Source organism: Roseovarius sp. ZX-A-9 (genome assembly GCF_028369135.1).
Classification (GTDB): Bacteria; Pseudomonadota; Alphaproteobacteria; order Rhodobacterales; family Rhodobacteraceae; genus Roseovarius.
Window position 1 is genome coordinate 26,326 of record NZ_JAPWHW010000006.1, and the last position, 16,251, is coordinate 42,576.

The 16,251-nt window shown below is 64.0% G+C and carries 10 protein-coding genes; 7 read left to right on the forward strand and 3 right to left on the reverse strand.

All coding sequences use genetic code 11. The features are described 5' to 3' along the window. Window positions 1–149: 149 nt before the first annotated feature. The 5 genes from O3306_RS07400 to O3306_RS07420 all read left to right on the forward strand — a co-directional run bounded on the left by O3306_RS07400 (window position 150) and on the right by O3306_RS07420 (window position 7,230). Window positions 150–1,826: an ABC transporter substrate-binding protein gene (locus O3306_RS07400; RefSeq protein ID WP_272005119.1), complete on the forward strand. Its 1,677-nt coding sequence runs from the start codon at window positions 150–152 to the stop codon at window positions 1,824–1,826. A gap of 155 nt (window positions 1,827–1,981) precedes the next feature. After that, window positions 1,982–3,214: a multidrug effflux MFS transporter gene (locus tag O3306_RS07405; protein WP_272005122.1), complete on the forward strand. Its 1,233-nt coding sequence runs from the start codon at window positions 1,982–1,984 to the stop codon at window positions 3,212–3,214. A gap of 110 nt (window positions 3,215–3,324) precedes the next feature. Continuing rightward, window positions 3,325–5,076: a pentapeptide repeat-containing protein gene (locus O3306_RS07410; RefSeq protein WP_272005125.1), complete on the forward strand. Its 1,752-nt coding sequence runs from the start codon at window positions 3,325–3,327 to the stop codon at window positions 5,074–5,076. Window positions 5,077–5,155: 79 nt separating this feature from the next. After that, a complete protein-coding gene (gene serS / locus O3306_RS07415; RefSeq protein ID WP_272005128.1) occupies window positions 5,156–6,451 on the forward strand; it encodes a serine--tRNA ligase in 1,296 nt (431 codons plus the stop codon). Between the two features lie 74 nt (window positions 6,452–6,525). After that, entirely contained in the window at window positions 6,526–7,230 is a 705-nt protein-coding gene (locus tag O3306_RS07420; RefSeq protein WP_272005131.1) for a hypothetical protein, read from the forward strand. Window positions 7,231–7,251: 21 nt separating this feature from the next. On the opposite strand, the gene der is transcribed toward O3306_RS07420, so the two are convergent. Genes der through O3306_RS07435 form a run of 3 tightly spaced genes read right to left on the reverse strand, consistent with a single transcriptional unit; the run spans window position 7,252 to window position 10,819 of the window. Then, window positions 7,252–8,703 (reverse strand): ribosome biogenesis GTPase Der, encoded by a 1,452-nt coding sequence (gene der, locus O3306_RS07425; protein WP_272005134.1) that lies wholly within the window; start codon window positions 8,701–8,703, stop codon window positions 7,252–7,254. Window positions 8,704–8,751: 48 nt separating this feature from the next. Beyond that, a complete protein-coding gene (locus O3306_RS07430) occupies window positions 8,752–10,089 on the reverse strand; it encodes a PQQ-like beta-propeller repeat protein (RefSeq protein WP_272005137.1) in 1,338 nt (445 codons plus the stop codon). 49 nt (window positions 10,090–10,138) lie between these two features. Continuing rightward, window positions 10,139–10,819, reverse strand: a complete 681-nt coding sequence (locus tag O3306_RS07435; protein WP_272005140.1) for a tetratricopeptide repeat protein — start codon at window positions 10,817–10,819, stop codon at window positions 10,139–10,141. Window positions 10,820–11,038: 219 nt separating this feature from the next. Between O3306_RS07435 and O3306_RS07440 the strand changes: the two genes are divergently transcribed. Beyond that, a complete protein-coding gene (locus tag O3306_RS07440; RefSeq protein ID WP_272005143.1) occupies window positions 11,039–12,298 on the forward strand; it encodes an efflux RND transporter periplasmic adaptor subunit in 1,260 nt (419 codons plus the stop codon). Then, window positions 12,295–16,221: an efflux RND transporter permease subunit gene (locus tag O3306_RS07445; RefSeq protein WP_272005147.1), complete on the forward strand. Its 3,927-nt coding sequence runs from the start codon at window positions 12,295–12,297 to the stop codon at window positions 16,219–16,221. The genes O3306_RS07440 and O3306_RS07445 overlap by 4 nt, the downstream gene beginning before the upstream one ends. The last annotated feature ends 30 nt before the right edge of the window (window positions 16,222–16,251 follow it).

Genomic DNA, 16,251 nt, shown 5'->3' on the forward strand with positions numbered 1-16,251 from the left:
GCGTTTCGCTTTGACAATACCGGCATCGGACGGAGTTCGGGTTTGCCATCCGTGCCCCGATGGCCGACAAAGGGTATCAGAGACAAACCCGACTCCGGGATGTGGCCGGTGTGCCCGCCCCGCATGTCGCCCAGGCGCGAGGATTTCGCATGAACTGGCTCACCCGCTCTGGTCGCCCTCTCCCTTCTTCGATTGTGGGGCAGGCAGAACGCGCCCGGGGCGATGATGTCAGCCGCCGCGAATTCCTTGCCCTTGCCAGCAGTTTTGGCGCCAGCACCGCCACCGCCTATGCACTGCTCGGGCTGCCCGCACCGGCCAGCGCCGACACCGGCGAGTCAGAGCCGCCTAGCGCCAACGGCACCTCCGTACGCATCCAGATGGAAGTGCGGCCCCTTGGCGACCCGCGGCTCTTTGACTGGTTCCAGGCCGCGAACGTGACACGCGGCTGGCTGGAATATCTCGTCTCTTACGAAAACGATGGCACGTTCCAGCCGCAACTGCTGCACGACTGGGAGATCACCAACGATGCGCGCCACTACACGCTGCGGGTGCGCCCCGGCGTGACATGGAATGATGGCACCCCCTTCACCTCTGCCGATGTGGCACGCAACATCGCGCGTTGGTGCGACAAAACCGTGCCCGGCAATTCCATGGCCGGTCGCTTTGCCGCATTGGTCGACCCTGCCACCGGACAATTGATGGAAGGCACGCTTTCCACGCCGGACGATCTGACCGTGGTGCTTGATCTGCCGCGCGCCGATATCTCGCTGATCGCAGGAATGGCCGATTACCCGGCGGCCATCGTACCCGAGGGCTTTGATCCGGACCGCATGCTGGAGGTGCCCGTCGGCACTGGCCCCTACCTGCCCGAAAGTGTCGAGCCGGGCATCGGCGCGGTGCTGGTGCGCAACGATAGCCACAAATGGTGGAACGCCGGAAACGGTGCCTGGATGGAGCGGGTCGAATTCATCGACCTCGGCACCGACCCGGCCAGTTTTGCCGCCGCGGCCCAAGACGGGCGCATCGACATGACCTATTCCGTCGAAGGCGATTTCATCGAGGTTTTCGGCGGAATGGACGGCTGGGTCGAGAACAAGGTCAACACAGCCGCCACCGTTGTCATCCGCCCCAACCAGAAAGCCGAGATCGACGGCCGGCGTCCCTACGCGGACGTGCGCGTGCGCCGCGCGCTGCAACTGGCGATGGACAACGAGATCCTGCTGGAATTGGGCTATGCCAATCGCGGTATCGAGGCGGAAAATCACCACGTCGCGCCACTGCACCCGGAATACACGCCCATGCCCCGGCCCGAACATGACCCTGCCGCCGCGCGCGCGCTGATGGCAGAGGCCGGCATGGCCGATTTCGAGCATGAGCTGATATCGCTTGATGATGACTGGCGGCGCAACACGGCCGATGCCGCGGCCGCCCTGCTGGCGGATGCTGGCATCAAGGTGCGCCGCACCATTGTGCCCGGCACGGTCTACTGGACCAATTGGGCCAGCTTTCCATTCAGCACGACCGACTGGGGGCACCGCCCGCTCGGGGTGCAGACCTATGCGCTCGCTTATCGTTCGGGCGAGGCGTGGAATGAGTTCGGCTGGTCCAATCCTGAATTCGACGCCGTACTGGAAGAGGCGCTGGCGACGCTCGACATCGAAAAACGCCGCGCCCTGATGCATCGCTGTCAGCAACTGGTCCGCGACGACGGCGTAACGGTGCAGCCCTATTGGCGCAGGCTTTTCAACCACACGGTCGAGGGGCTGGAGGGCGGCGGCCATCACATCGGGTTCGAAATCCGGCCCGCCGCGCTGCGCTGGACCTGAGCGCCTACCACGCACGCGGAACGCCCCGATCGCGCCATTGCCCGAACAATCCGCGTTGAAATTTCAGCGCGCCTCACAGCCATCCCTGCAAATTTGCACATCAAACAGGAAAATCTGCGATTGCGGCCCCCCGCAACCACTGCTTAGACAGCGCCATGACCGATAGAACCGCAATCCCCTCCGCCGCGCCCCGCAGTTCTCTGCCCTTTGCAGAGTTCGTGATCCTTCTGGCCCTCATGGTCTCGATCACGGCGATGGCCACCGATATCATGTTGCCCGCGCTTGACCTGATCGGCAGCGAGCTGGGCGTCAGCAACCCCAACGATGCGCAATTGGTGGTCTCGACCCTCTTTCTCGGCTTTGCCGCCGGTCAGGTACTGGCCGGGCCCCTATCGGACAGTTTCGGGCGCAAGCCGGTGATTTACGGCGGCTATGTCATTTTCATCATCGGCTCTGCCATGTCGCTTTGGTCGCATAGCTGGGAAATGATGATCGCCGGGCGGGTGTTGCAGGGGCTCGGCGCCGCCGCGCCGCGGATCGTGACGCTGGCGCTGGTGCGGGATGGCCATGCAGGGCGCGATATGGCGCGGATCATGTCGGTTGTGATGGCGGTATTCATCCTGGTGCCGATGATCGCCCCGGCGGTCGGCCAGGTGGTGATCAGGTTCAGCGGCTGGCGGGCGACATTCGCGGTGCTCATGGCGATGGCGCTGGTGGCCTGCCTGTGGTTCGCCCTGCGACAGCCAGAGACGCTGCCGCGCACCGAACGCCGCGCATTTTCCTTCCGGGTCATCGCCGCGGGGCTGGTCGAGGTCTGCTCGTCGCGCATCGCCGTCGGCTATACATTGGCCACCGGGTTCATCTTCGGCGCGTTCATGTCCTATCTCAGCACCGCGCAACAGATTTTCCAGCAGGTCTATGACACCGGCCCGTATTTCGCCCTCTACTTCGGAATCGCGGCGCTGGCGATCGGCGGCGCGTCGCTGGTCAATTCGATGCTGGTGATGCGGCTGGGCATGCGCCTGCTCATCCGCACGGCGATGATCGGTATCGTGGTGATATCGGCGCTCTTTGCAGTGCCCGCGCTCATGGCGGGTGGCATCCCGCCCTTCTGGCTGTTCATGGTCTGGCTGCTGGCGGTGTTTTTCTGCAACGGGATCCTGTTCGGCAACCTCAACGCCATCGCAATGGAGCCGCTTGGCCATATCGCGGGCCTCGGCGCGGCGCTGGTCGGATCGGTCTCGACCTTCATCGCACTGCCGCTGGCGTGGTACCTGGGGCACCTGTTTGACGGCAACGTGCTGCCGCTGGTGGGAGGTTTCGGCGGGCTGGCCGTGGCCGCACTGGGCGCAAGCATCTGGGCAGAGCGCGGATCGTCCAAAGGCTAAAACTGCGGCCCGACTTTCGCGCTAGGCGGATGCGGCATTGGCCGTTAATCTGAGGTTGTGCTTTTACCTCGGGATGTCGCGTGAGAAATGAAGAACTCCTAACGTGGACGATGCGGGCGGATGTTTTCGCGCTGATCGTCGGGACCTGCGTGTTCGTGGGATTGTGCGGCCTCGTCTATTTCGCGACGAATCGCGGCAACAAACCCGACGAAATCACCGTGCTGCCCAGATTGCACAAGCGTCCCGCACTGAACCTCATCGGCCTCTTCGCGATTCCATTTTCCTTTCTCTGGGCGGCCTTGCTGATCCTGACGATCACATCGCTATTCAACCTCTGGTTCGACCCACCAGAGCCGACCGCCAAAGATGCGTTGGCCTACCGCGTGCATTTCCTCGCCATTGTCGGCCTGATGACAGCTCTGGCCGGTCTGATCGGCGCGCCGCTGGCCTTGATCCGCGTCTTTACCACCGAACGCCAGACCACGGCAGCCGAAGAGGGCCTGATCACCGACCGGATCACACGCGCGGTCGAGGGGTTGGGGGCCGAAAAGGTGGTCAAGGTGGTCAACGAAACGCCCCGCTACAGGATAGACGCGCGCGGTGAATGGCTGCGTGACGACGATGGCAACCCGATTCCTGCCACCCACCCGGACGGCACACCGATCATCGACCGCAGCAGTATCGAGACCACCGCACCCAACCTCGAAGTGCGCATCGGCGCGATCTATGCGTTGGAGCGGATCGCGCAGGACAGCGACCGCGACCATGTGCAGATCATGGAAATCCTGTGCGCCTATATCCGGCAGAATGCCCCGGCCTCTGACGCCGTGGAGTGGCCCGAGATCGAGATGCACGAGGATGAAAGAGACGGCCCGCTGCACGACGATTGGAAAGAGCGCGTCAAAGCGTTCGAGGCAAAGCAGCGGGCGCTAAAGGCCGATCTGACCTGCCGAGACGATATCCAGACCGCATTGACGGTGATAGGCCGGCGCAGCGAACATCAACGCGCGCTGGAGGCGCTGGCGGGACATGAAGATAGAAACGCCAAATTCGTGTTCGACACACCCTGCCCCGAACTGCCAGAACCGGATGAGGACGGCAGGTATGATCCTGCCGCTATGAAGTCTTTCCAAGCTGAAATGAAAACATGGAATGCCGCGTTGCGCGACTATCCCGGCGACCGGCTGGACTTGCGGCGCTGCAATTTGCAAGGCTCGGATATGTCAAAGGCAGACTTTGGCGGTGCACGAATGGACGACTCTCAAATGCAAGGGGCGTTCCTCAAGAAATCGAAGATGCAAGGGGCGGACCTCAGCTACGCGCAGATGCAGGGGGCGGACCTCAAAGGCGCGAAGATGCAGGGGGCCGGCCTCTGGGGCGCGAAGATGCAGGGGGCGGACCTCTGGGGCGCGAAGATGCAGGGGGCGAAACTCAGCAGCGCGAGGATGCAGGGGGCGGCCCTCGGAGGTGCGGAGATGCAGGGGGCAGACCTCAGAATCGCGGAGATGCAGGGAGCGATCTTCTGGGGCGCGAGGATGCAAGGGGCGAAACTCAGGGGCGCGATGATGCAGGGGGCGAACCTCATGGAGGCTATGTTTGATAGCGGCACATCCTTCGACGATGTTATTCTTCGAGGTGCAGCGCTGAAAGCTGTGGATTGTGCCAACCTACCATCTCTACTTGCTCATGCAGCCGATTTTTTCGCTGATGCAAGCGTGGAAACCCCTGTCGGTTTTGACCGGCCAGATCATTGGCCGCAGTTTGTGATAGATTTGCCAGAATTCCGCGAGCACTGGCGCAAGTGGCTGGCCAACCCCAACAGCTACACCCCGCCCTCTCCACCGGACAGCACTCCGGGGTAAAACCCCACCCTACACCCGGCGGCAATTGTGGTGCATAACCCAGCGAAGAAGTGATTCATCAAAAGCCGAGGACGACCCCATGCATGACATCCGTGCGATCCGCGAAAATCCTGCCGCCTTTGACGCCGCCCTGACCCGGCGGCCCGGGGTGGCGGCGATGTCGGCCCAGATCCTCGCGCTCGACGAGGCGCGCCGCGCAAAGATCGCCGCAGCCGAAGCAGCACAGGCCGAGCAGAACAAGGCCGCCAAGGAAGTCGGCGCCGCCAAGGCCAGCGGCAATGAGGCCGAATTCGAGCGCCTGCGCGCGCTGGTGGGCGAGAAGAAGGCCCAGGTGGCCGCGATGCAGACCGAGGCCAAGGCGCTTGATGCGCAACTGACCGACCTGCTGATGGCCATCCCCAACCTGCCCTATGACGACACACCCGAAGGCGCGGACGAGGCCGACAACGTGGAAATCCACCGCTGGGGCACGCCCCCGACGCTCGATTTTGCACCCAAGGAGCATTACGAGATCACGGGCGTCCTGCCCGGCATGGATTTCGAGACCGCCGCCAAGCTGAGCGGCGCGCGCTTTGTCGTGCTCAGCGGGGCCGTCGCGCGCATCCACCGTGCGCTGGCGCAATTCATGCTCGACACCCATATCGACCAGAACGGCCTGACCGAGACATGGACGCCTGTGCTGGTGCGCGACGAAATGATGCTTGGCACCGGGCAGTTGCCGAAATTCGGTGAAGACAGCTATCGCACCACCAATGGCTGGTGGCTGGTGCCGACCGCCGAAGTGACGCTGACCAATATTGTGAACGGCATGACCGTGGACGAAGACTACCTGCCGCGCCGCTATGTCGCCCACACCCAGTGTTTCCGCTCCGAAGCAGGCAGCGCCGGGCGCGACACCGCCGGTATGCTGCGCCAGCACCAGTTCGAGAAAGTCGAAATGGTCAGCATCACCCATCCCGACCATAGCCGCGCCGAGCTGGACCGCATGACCGGCTGCGCCACCGGCATCCTGGAGGCGCTGAACCTGCCCTATCGCACCGTTGCGCTGTGCACCGGCGACATGGGGTTCGGCGCGCGGCGTACCCATGATATCGAAGTCTGGCTGCCGGGGCAGAACACCTACCGCGAGATCAGCTCGGTCTCGGTCTGCGGTGATTTCCAGGCGCGTCGGATGAACGCCCGGTTCAAACCGGCCGAAGGCGGCAAGCCGCAATTCGTCCACACGCTCAACGGCTCTGGCCTGGCGGTCGGGCGTTGCCTGATCGCAGTGCTGGAAAACGGCCAGCAGGCGGACGGATCGGTCATCATGCCCGAGGCAATCCGCCCCTATCTGGGCGGCAAGACACGGCTGGGAGCAGACGGCACGCTGAGCTGAAGCGCGACGCCGGGAACCAAGCCCGTTGGCGTGCGTTACCTCACGGTACATTCCCATCTGATCGGTGACGCTTCATGCCCCTTCTCGTCCTTCTTGCCACGATCGCCTTTGCCCTGTCGCCATTTCTGGCGCCGGGCTTTGGCGGTTTCGAGCCGAACCAGTTTCCCATCCCGCAGGTCGATCCGCCGGTGCAACCTGCCGGCTATGCCTTTGCCATCTGGGGGCTGATCTACGGCTGGCTGATCGTCGGCGCGGGTTACGGGCTATGGCAGCGGCGCGACGACGCGGACTGGGCAGCCATGCGGGTGCCGCTGATTGTGTCGCTGCTGGTCGGGACCACGTGGCTTCCGGTCGCGCAGGCCAGCGCGACCTGGGCCACGGTGCTGATCTGGATCATGTGGGCCTTTGCGGTCTGGGCGCTGCTGCGCGCGCCCGGCCATGGACGGTCCGACGCCTGGCTGGGCCGCGCGCCGGTCGCGCTCTATGCCGGATGGCTGACGGCGGCCTCCTGCGTCTCACTGGGGCTGATGGCGGCAGGGTTTGGCGGCATGGATCAGCAGGTTGCGGCCCTCCTGGCGCTGGTGATCGCGCTGGGGCTGGCAACCCTTGTTGCGCGCCAGAGACCCGACGCCCTGGGGTTTCTCGCTGCGGTGATCTGGGCGCTGATCGGGGTCTGCGTACATAATTGGCAGGACGGCGCGATGTCGGTGTTGATCCTTGCCGCCATCGGCGCCGTCGCGCTGGCGGCGCTGGCTGCCAGAAACATGCAGCGCCGCTGAGCCGGACGCAGCGCGCCCGGCCTATTTCGCGTTCTTGCCCGTATGCTTGCGCAGTCGGGAAGGCGTCGATTTCTTCTTGGCCTTGTACGGGTTCTTGTCCGACTGGCTGCGCAGATGCAGCCGGATCGGCGTTCCCGGCATGTCGAAATCCACTCGCAGGCCATTGACCAGATAGCGGGTATAGCTTTCGGGCATCTTGTCGGGGTGCGAACACATCACCACGAATCCTGGCGGCCGCGTCTTGGCCTGGGTCATATAGCGCAGCTTGATCCGCTTGCCGCCCGGCGCGGGGGGCGGGTGCGCCTCAAGCATGCCGGTAAGCCAGCGGTTGAGTTGTGCCGTGGCCACGCGCCGGTTCCAGACTTCATGCGCCTTTTCCACCGCAGCACGCAGCCGGTCGAGCCCCTTGCCCGTCTTGGCCGAGACGGTCACCAGCGGTGCGCCGCGCAACTGTGGCAACAGCCGCTCGAAGCTTTCGCGCAAGTCGCGCAGCTTGGCCTGCTTTTCGGGCTCGATGTCCCATTTGTTGACCGCGACCACCACTGCGCGGCCCTCGCGTTCGGCCAGATCGGCAAGCCGCAGATCCTGCTGCTCGAACGGGATCGCGGCATCAAGCAGCACGATCACCACCTCGGCGAACTTCACCGCGCGCAACCCGTCGCCGACGCTCAGCTTCTCCAGCTTTTCCTGCACGCGGGCCTTCTTGCGCATACCGGCGGTATCAAAGATGCGCATATGAAGCCCGTCCCACTCGATCTGAAGCGAGATCGCGTCGCGGGTGATCCCCGCCTCGGGGCCGGTCAACAGGCGCTCTTCGCCCAGTATCTGGTTGATCAAAGTGGACTTCCCCGCATTCGGGCGCCCGACCACGGCCACCTGCAGCGGCTTCTTGGCGGTGGGCACGCGCGGGCCGTCATAGTCATCGTCGTCCAGCGCAACGTCTGTCTCGGGGGCCTCGGCTTCGGCGCGTTTGGCAAACTCGTCTGACAGTGGCATCAGATGCGCGTAAAGATCGTTCAGCCCTTCGCCATGCTCAGCCGAGAGCCGGATAGGTTCTCCGAGTCCAAGGCTATAAGCCTCGATGACACCGCCATCTGCGGCGCTGCCTTCCCCCTTGTTTGCCGCAAGGATCACATGCTTGGCCCGCTTACGCAGGATTTCCGCGAAAATCTCGTCCGTGGGGGTGACGCCCGCGCGCGCGTCGATCATGAAAAGGCAGACATCGGCAACGTCCACGGCCCGTTCGGTCAGCTTGCGCATACGACCTTGCAGGCTTTCGTCCGTCGCTTCCTCCAGCCCGGCCGTGTCGATCACGGTAAAGCGCAGGTCGCCCAGACGCGCGGCACCCTCGCGCAGATCGCGCGTGACGCCCGGCTGATCGTCGACCAGCGCCAGACGCTTGCCCACGAGGCGATTGAAAAGAGTGGATTTGCCCACGTTCGGGCGTCCCACGATGGCAAGGCTAAACGTCATGATGCGGCTCCGCAGCGGATAAGAGGCCCGCTCTACAGCAATCGCGCGTTAACGGAAAGCGTGAAGCGTGCCCTTGGTCGAAACGACATAAAGCGTGTTGTTCGCAACCACCGGCGACGTGGTCGCGCCGCCCGGTATCTCGACCGTGCGATTGAGCGCACCCGAGACCGGATCGAAGAAGCGCAGCAGCCCGTCATTGGAGGCCACTACCAGTTGCCCACCGGCCAGAACCGGGCCGTAATGGGCATAGACTTCTGCCTGACGCCGCGGCCGATCCTTGGTGAAAAACGGCAGCTTGGCGCCCCAGACGCGCGCGCCGGTCTCGCCGTTCAGGCGCACTAGCTCGTTACGGTCCGTCACCAGGAATACATCGCCGCCCGCAGGCCACACGGGCCCCATCGGGCCTTCGTTCGCCGACCAGATGCGCGCACCGTTGGCCAGTTGCAACGCCGCCATACGGCCTGCGCTGTTGCCCACGTAAAGGCGATCACCATCAATTACGGGGTCGCCGACCACGTCGGTGATGCTGGATTGGGCCAGCCCACTGCGCCGCCCGGCGATCTGCGCATCCCAGAGCCGCAGCCCGCCCTTGCGGAATGCGCCCTGCAACTCGCCCGAGCCGAAGGCAAAGACCGCGTATTTGTCCGAGATCGCTGGCGCGGGGCCACCGTGGATATTGTTCACATCCGGCGTGGCCGACAGCCGCCACTTGATCCGGCCGGTGTCCGTATCGAGCGCCCAGGCCACATCATCGCCCGCCACCAGATAGACCAAGCCGTCATGGACTGCGGGGTTGCCAGTTGCCGTCTGGCGCAACTCCTGCTCCCACAGCTGCGCGCCCGTTGCAGGGTCAAGCGCCGTGAGGCGACCAAACCCGGTAGATACGAAAAGCTTGCCGTCGCCATAAGCGAGACCACCGCCCGACCCGTCCTTGGGCGAATCGTTCTTGGGGACCAGGCTGACGCTCCAGAGCGGTGCACCATCGGTTGTGTGCGCACTTGCCTGCCCGGTGCTGTCGAGCGCGAATACGCGCCCGCCTGCCACCACCGGATCGGCGGAGATACGGTTGCGCGCCCCGTCACCGGATCCGATATTGGCGGACCAGATCATTTGCGGCGCGGCCCGCAATGCCGGGTGCTCGGGCCGTCCGGCGGCAGAGCCGGGCGCCTGAGTCCATTCGCTGTTGACCCGCGCGGGCGGCAGGCTGATCGGCGCAGGCGCGTCGCCTGCGGCCGCATCGGCGATCACCGGGGACTTATCGGCCTCGGGGTCACCCACGGCCGCAAAAATATTCTCGCGTTCGCCCTGCAAAATCTTGTCGGGCTCGGAACAGGCCACCAGCAACGCCGACGCCGCCAGTCCCAGGATCAGTCCGTTACGTATCACCAGTTCCGTCCCCACTTGTCCCAGTTCATCACCGCTTAACGCCTGCGGCCTATTCGGTAGCCGTCGCGCCGTCTTCGGGGCGCACGTCAAATTCGCCGCCCAGAGCCACAATTACTTGTGCGGCCCGACGACGCAAGCCCGGCGTGGCACCGGCATCGGCCACCACTTGCTGCAACCGCTCGATTGCAGCATCCGGCGCGCCGGTCTCGATGTCGAGATAGGCCAGTTGTTCTTCCGCCAGCAATCGCACCAGGCCATTGCCCAGCGCCAGACCATCAAGGCGCGAACGGCGCGTCTCGACATCCAGCCCGCCGGCCGGGATCATCACCGCCTTGAGCGTCGCAATCTGGCGATAGACCTGTTCGACATCAGACCGATCAGCGATGGCCAACAGCCGCTGGGCCGCATCCGCGGGATCCAGCCTGATTTCTTCGGAGGCGGCCATCAGATCGACCAACGTCCGGCTGCCCGCATTGGGGGCCGCGATGGCATCAAGGGCGGCGACGCGCGCCGCACCCTCTTCGCTGGTCAGCGCCGCAAGGATGCTGTCGCCCAGCGCCTCGGCCTCTGCGCGGGCCTGCGCCTTTTGCCACTCGTTATAGGCCGCGCCGCCAACCAGCAGCACAATGGCCAGAACGGCGATCCAGCCATAGCGGCGTATCAACCCGAACAGCCGGTCGCGGCGGACTTCTTCGGTCACTTCATCGATGAAACTGTCGGTATTGCTCACGAAACCTCGGCGCCCTTATGGGATTGGAATTTCGCCCCTCTTACCCTGTCCTTTTGCAACTGCCAAGGGCCGCGCGCCCGGGGGCTGCGGCCCTGTCTTGCCCAGGCCGATGTAAAAGTTTATTTTGAACCATGTCGTTTAGCCTGCTTCGGGGTAGAAAAACATGGCCAAACCGCCAATTTGGCGTCAGAAACACCGGAAAGGCCAAAAAGGTACAAAATGCGACTTTTCCCGATTATTGCCGCGATCGCGGTATCTGCGCTGATCTACGGGTTTGTCTTTGAGCGCGAGCGGCTCCTGGCGGCGCTTGCCCCGGCCCCGGCGCAGGACATTTCGGAAACAGACGACACCGCCGCAACCGGGGCTGAAGCCGCCACGCCGCAGACCGAAGAGAGCCAGCCGGACGCACCTGTCGGCGTTGTGGCGGTCCGGTCTGTTGCGCGCACCATCGACAGCGCCGTGATCTTGCGTGGCCGCACCGAAGCGGACCGCCAGGTGGAGGTCCGCGCCGAAACCAATGGCCGCGTCATCTCTGCGCCGCTGCGCAAGGGTAGCTTCGTCGAGGCAGGCGCGCTCCTGTGCAAACTTGATCCCGGAACCCGCGCCTCCACTTTGGACGAGGCCAAAGCCCGGCGCGACGAGGCGCGCGCCCGCGTGCCCGAGGCGCAGGCCCGGCTGGCCGAGGCCGAATCGCGCCTGATCGAGGCAGAGATCAACGATAATGCCGCATCCAAGCTGTCGGTGGATGGCTATGCCTCGGAGACCCGGGTGGCCGCGACCCGCGCCGCCGTGAGCGCGGCCAAGGCCGCCGTGCAATCTGCCAAGGCCGGATTGGAAGCAGCGCGCACCGGTATCCGCTCGGCCGAGGCCGCCGTGGCCGCCGCCGAGAACGAAATCACCCGGCTTGAAATCCACGCGCCCTTCAAGGGGCTGCTGGAGACTGACACCGCCGAGCTTGGCAGTCTGCTTCAGCCCGGATCGGTTTGCGCCACAGTCCTGCAACTCGATCCGGTTGTTCTGGTGGGGTTCGTGCCCGAAACCGAAGTGAGCCGCGTCGCACTGGGGGCCTCTGCCCGGGCACGGCTGGTGTCCGGCGAAGAGGTCAGTGGCAAGGTGACATTCATCTCGCGCGCTTCAGATCCGCAGACACGCACATTCCGCGTCGAGATCGAAGTGCCGAACCCGGACCTGTCGATCCGCGACGGACAGACCGCCGAGATCCTGATCTCCTCGGACGGCACCAACGCGCATCTGCTGCCGCAATCGGCCCTGACGCTGAACGACGAGGGGACGTTGGGGGTGCGCATCGTCACCGCCGAAAACACCGCGGACTTCGTGCCTGTGACCTTGTTACGTGACACGGTTAACGGCGTCTGGCTGACCGGCTTGCCTGCCGAAGCGGACGTGATCATCATCGGTCAGGAATACATCATCTCGGGCGTTCCAGTGAAACCCAGCTACCAAGAGATTACCCAGTGACCGGTTTAGTTGATTGGGCAGCAGCCCGGGCCCGGATGGTCATCGCCTTCGTGGTGCTCTCGTTGCTGGCGGGGGGCGTGGCCTATGTCAGTCTGCCCAAGGAAGGCGAGCCGGATATCGATATCCCGGCGCTCTTCGTGTCGGTCCCCTTCCCGGGGATTTCCGCCGAGGACAGCGAGAAACTGCTGGTCAAGGTCATGGAGACCGAGCTGAGCGATCTCGACGGGCTGGACAAGATGACCGGCACGGCGGCCGAAAATTACGCCGGTGTCGCGCTGGAATTCGAGTTTGGCTGGGACAAGACCAAGACCATGGCCGACGTCCGCGACGCGATGAACGCCGCCGAGGCCAAATTTCCGGCAGGCGCCGAGAAATACGTGATCAACGAGATCAATTTCTCGGAATTCCCGATCATTATCGTGAACCTCACCGGCGACGTACCCGAACGCATGATGACCCAGCTTGCCAAGGAGTTGCAGGATCGTCTGGAGAGTCTCGAGCCCGTGCTGGAGGCCGGCATCGCGGGCAGCCGCGAGGAGATGGTGGAGATCGTCATCGACCCGCTGCGCCTGGAATCCTACAACGTCACCGCCAGCGAATTGATCAATGTGGTGCGTAACAACAACCAGTTGATCGCGGCGGGCGAAGTCACCACCCAAAGTGGCAGTTTCTCGGTCAAGATCCCGTCGTCGTTTGACAAGACGCGCGATATCTACCGGCTGCCGATCAAGACTAACGGTGATCGACAAATCCTGCTGGGCGAGTTGGCCACGATCAACCTGACCTTCGAGGATCGCACCGGCACCGCGCGGTTCAACGGCGAAACATCCGTCGCGCTGCAGGTGGTCAAGCGCAAGGGTTTCAACGTCATCGACACGGCCGATCTGGTGCGTGAAACCGTGGCCAAGGCCCGCGAAAGCTGGCCCGATGAACTGAAGGCGGTGGTCAAGGTCGGCACGTCGAACGACCAGTCGCGCATCGTCGGCTCCATGGTAAGTCAGCTTGAGGGATCGGTGCTGACCGCCATTGCGCTGGTGATGATCGTGGTGCTGGCCGCACTGGGCATTCGCCCTGCCCTGCTGGTCGGATTCGCGATCCCCACATCGTTCCTGTTGTGCTTTGCGATGCTGGCGGTGATGGGCATCACCATCTCGAACATGGTCATGTTCGGGCTGATCCTTGCTGTCGGCATGCTGGTCGATGGGGCTATCGTGGTGGTCGAATATGCCGACAAGCGGATCGATGAGGGCGCCGGCCCGATGCACGCCTATGTGGACGCGGCCAAGCGGATGTTCTGGCCGGTTACCAGTTCCACCGCGACGACGCTTTGCGCGTTCCTGCCAATGCTGTTCTGGCCGGGGGTTCCGGGGCAGTTCATGGGCATGCTGCCGGTGACGTTGATCTTCGTGCTGTCGGCCTCGTTGCTGGTGGCGCTTGTCTATCTGCCGGTTCTCGGGGGTGTCACCGGCCGGGTCGAGCGCTGGTTCGACCAGCGGGTCGCGCAGATCGCGGGCGGGTTCTGGCTGTGGCATATCCTGCTCTTTCCGATCGCTGCGGCTGCGCTGCTGGGGGCAGGCACGCTGATCCCCGTGCTGCTGGAGCAGGTTTCGGCACGGTTCGCCGTGATGAACATGGGGGATATCCTGGGATCGGTCGTGCCGGTACTGGCGTCGGTGTTTGCGCTGCTCTTCGGCACCGTGGTTCTGGGGGCGGCGGCGCTGGCCAGCGTCACCGCCATCCTGCTGGGGATCATGGCGATATTCCGCCGGGTGCGGAACGGCCTGCGCTGGACGGGCCGGAAGCTTCTGCCGAGCCGCAAGCGCCGGGTGCGCTCGGGCTATCGCCGCACCGCGTTTGGCTGGCTGATCCACGCCATCGCGGGCAATCCGGTGATGCCGCTCGTCGCCTTCTGCGCCATCTTTGTCGTCGTCGGCAGCACGCTGATCTACTATATGGACAACAACAACGGCACCGAGTTCTTTGTCGAGACCGAGCCGGAGCGCGCCATCGTCTACGTGCGTGGCCGTGGCAACCTGTCGATCGAGCAGAAGGACGATCTGGTGCGCCAGGTCGAACAGATCGTGCTGGAGCAACCCGGCATTCAGACGGCCTTTGCCTTTGCCGGCAAGAGCGGGCTGGACAGCTACACCGGCGGTGCGACGGCGCCTCTGGATACGATCGGGCAGGTCCAGTTCGAAACCATCCCCTGGGAGGATCGCGAGACCGTCTCCGAACCCTGGGCCTGGGGCCTGTGGGAACGCCAGGTCAAGGCGTCAAAGATGGACGGCGACGTGATCATCCGGCAATTGACCGAAAAGTTGCAGGCGATCCCCGGCATCAAGATTGAAATCCTCGCCGATACCGGCGGCCCTGCCTCGGCCAAGCCGGTGCATCTGCGCCTGAAAGGCGACAACTGGGAAGAGTTGCAACAGGCCGCAAATACCGTGCGCGACAAGTTCGAGCAGACAACCGGCCTCACCCAGATCGAGGACACGCTGCCCCTGCCCGGCATCGACTGGCAGATCGATGTCGACGTGGAAAGGGCCGGCCGCTATGGCGCCGATGTGGCCACGGTGGGCGCGATGGTGCAGTTGGTCACGCGCGGTGTCTTTCTCGACACGATGCGGGTGCCCAGTTCGGATGAAGAGATCGACATCCGCGTGCGCCTGCCCGCCGAATTCCGCGTTCTGTCGACGCTCGACACGTTGCGCGTGCGGACCGATCAAGGGCTAGTGCCGCTGAGTAGTTTCATCACCCGTAAACCGGTGCAGAAACTGGCCCAGATCGACCGGATCGATCAGACCCGCTTTTTCGACGTCAAGGCGGGGGTCGAAACCGGCCTGTTCAAGACCACGACCGACGAGAGCGGCAACGAGAAATCCATCCCCATCACTGCCAATGAACGGATCGAGATGCTTAGCGCGTGGCTGGCGAACGGTGCCTTGCCAGCCAGCGTCGAATACGAATGGACCGGCGATCAGGAGGATCAGGAGGAATCCGGTGCCTTCCTGCAAAAGGCCTTCATCGGCGCACTGGGCCTGATGTTCATCATCCTGCTGGCACAGTTCAACAGCGTCTACAACGCCGTGCTGGTGTTGCTGGCGGTGGTTCTCAGCACGACCGGCGTACTCATCGGGATGCTGGTCATGGGGCAGACCTTTTCGATCATCATGACCGGAACCGGCATCGTGGCGCTGGCGGGGATCGTGGTGAACAACAATATCGTGCTGATCGACACCTATCAGGAATTCAGCCGCTACATGCCCCGGATCGAGGCGATCACCCGCACCGCAGAGGCACGGATCAGGCCGGTTCTGCTGACCACCATCACCACGATCGCGGGCCTTGCGCCGATGATGTTCGGCCTCAGCCTCGATTTCATCAACGGCGGTTACAGCTTTGACAGCCCGACCGCGCTCTGGTGGAAACAGTTGGCGACAGCGGTGGTGTTCGGCCTCAGCATCGCGACAGTGCTGACGCTGGTTTTCACGCCTTCGATGCTTGCGCTGCGGGTCTGGGCGGGCACCTATGTCCTGTGGATCTCGCGGGCGATGGCGGCGCTGTCGATGGGACGCTCCAGCCGTGCGGCGCGCGACTGGGCTCTGACGCGCGCCGCACGCCGGGTCCGCGCGCCCGAAATCATCTGGGAGGGAGCCAGTCTGGCGCTGCCTGCTGGCCCGGGCCTGAGCGGCGGAACGGTCGCGCCCGAGGCCGCCGTGACCCCCGGCAGCCGCATGGACGTACCCGAGACCGCCATACAAGCCATTGCCGAGAACGCCCCCATCTGGGGCGACGAGTGGGGTGACGAGCCAAACTTCCCGGACACGTTCGATATGTTCGAATACGACCCGCAGGGCCCGGATGATGAGTCGCAGGCCGACGACATCCAGCCAGACGGCAAACCGCTGCGCGCTGCCGAGTGAGTACCAGCAAGACCGGGTAAGCTTACCGGC

Coding starts and splice junctions, on each gene's coding strand:
- O3306_RS07400 (WP_272005119.1), top strand. CDS start 150: ATGAACTGGCTCACCCGCTCTGGTCGCCCTCTCCCTTCTTCGATTGTG.
- O3306_RS07405 (WP_272005122.1), top strand. CDS start 1,982: ATGACCGATAGAACCGCAATCCCCTCCGCCGCGCCCCGCAGTTCTCTG.
- O3306_RS07410 (WP_272005125.1), top strand. CDS start 3,325: ATGCGGGCGGATGTTTTCGCGCTGATCGTCGGGACCTGCGTGTTCGTG.
- serS (WP_272005128.1), top strand. CDS start 5,156: ATGCATGACATCCGTGCGATCCGCGAAAATCCTGCCGCCTTTGACGCC.
- O3306_RS07420 (WP_272005131.1), top strand. CDS start 6,526: ATGCCCCTTCTCGTCCTTCTTGCCACGATCGCCTTTGCCCTGTCGCCA.
- der (WP_272005134.1), bottom strand. CDS start 8,703: ATGACGTTTAGCCTTGCCATCGTGGGACGCCCGAACGTGGGCAAATCC.
- O3306_RS07440 (WP_272005143.1), top strand. CDS start 11,039: ATGCGACTTTTCCCGATTATTGCCGCGATCGCGGTATCTGCGCTGATC.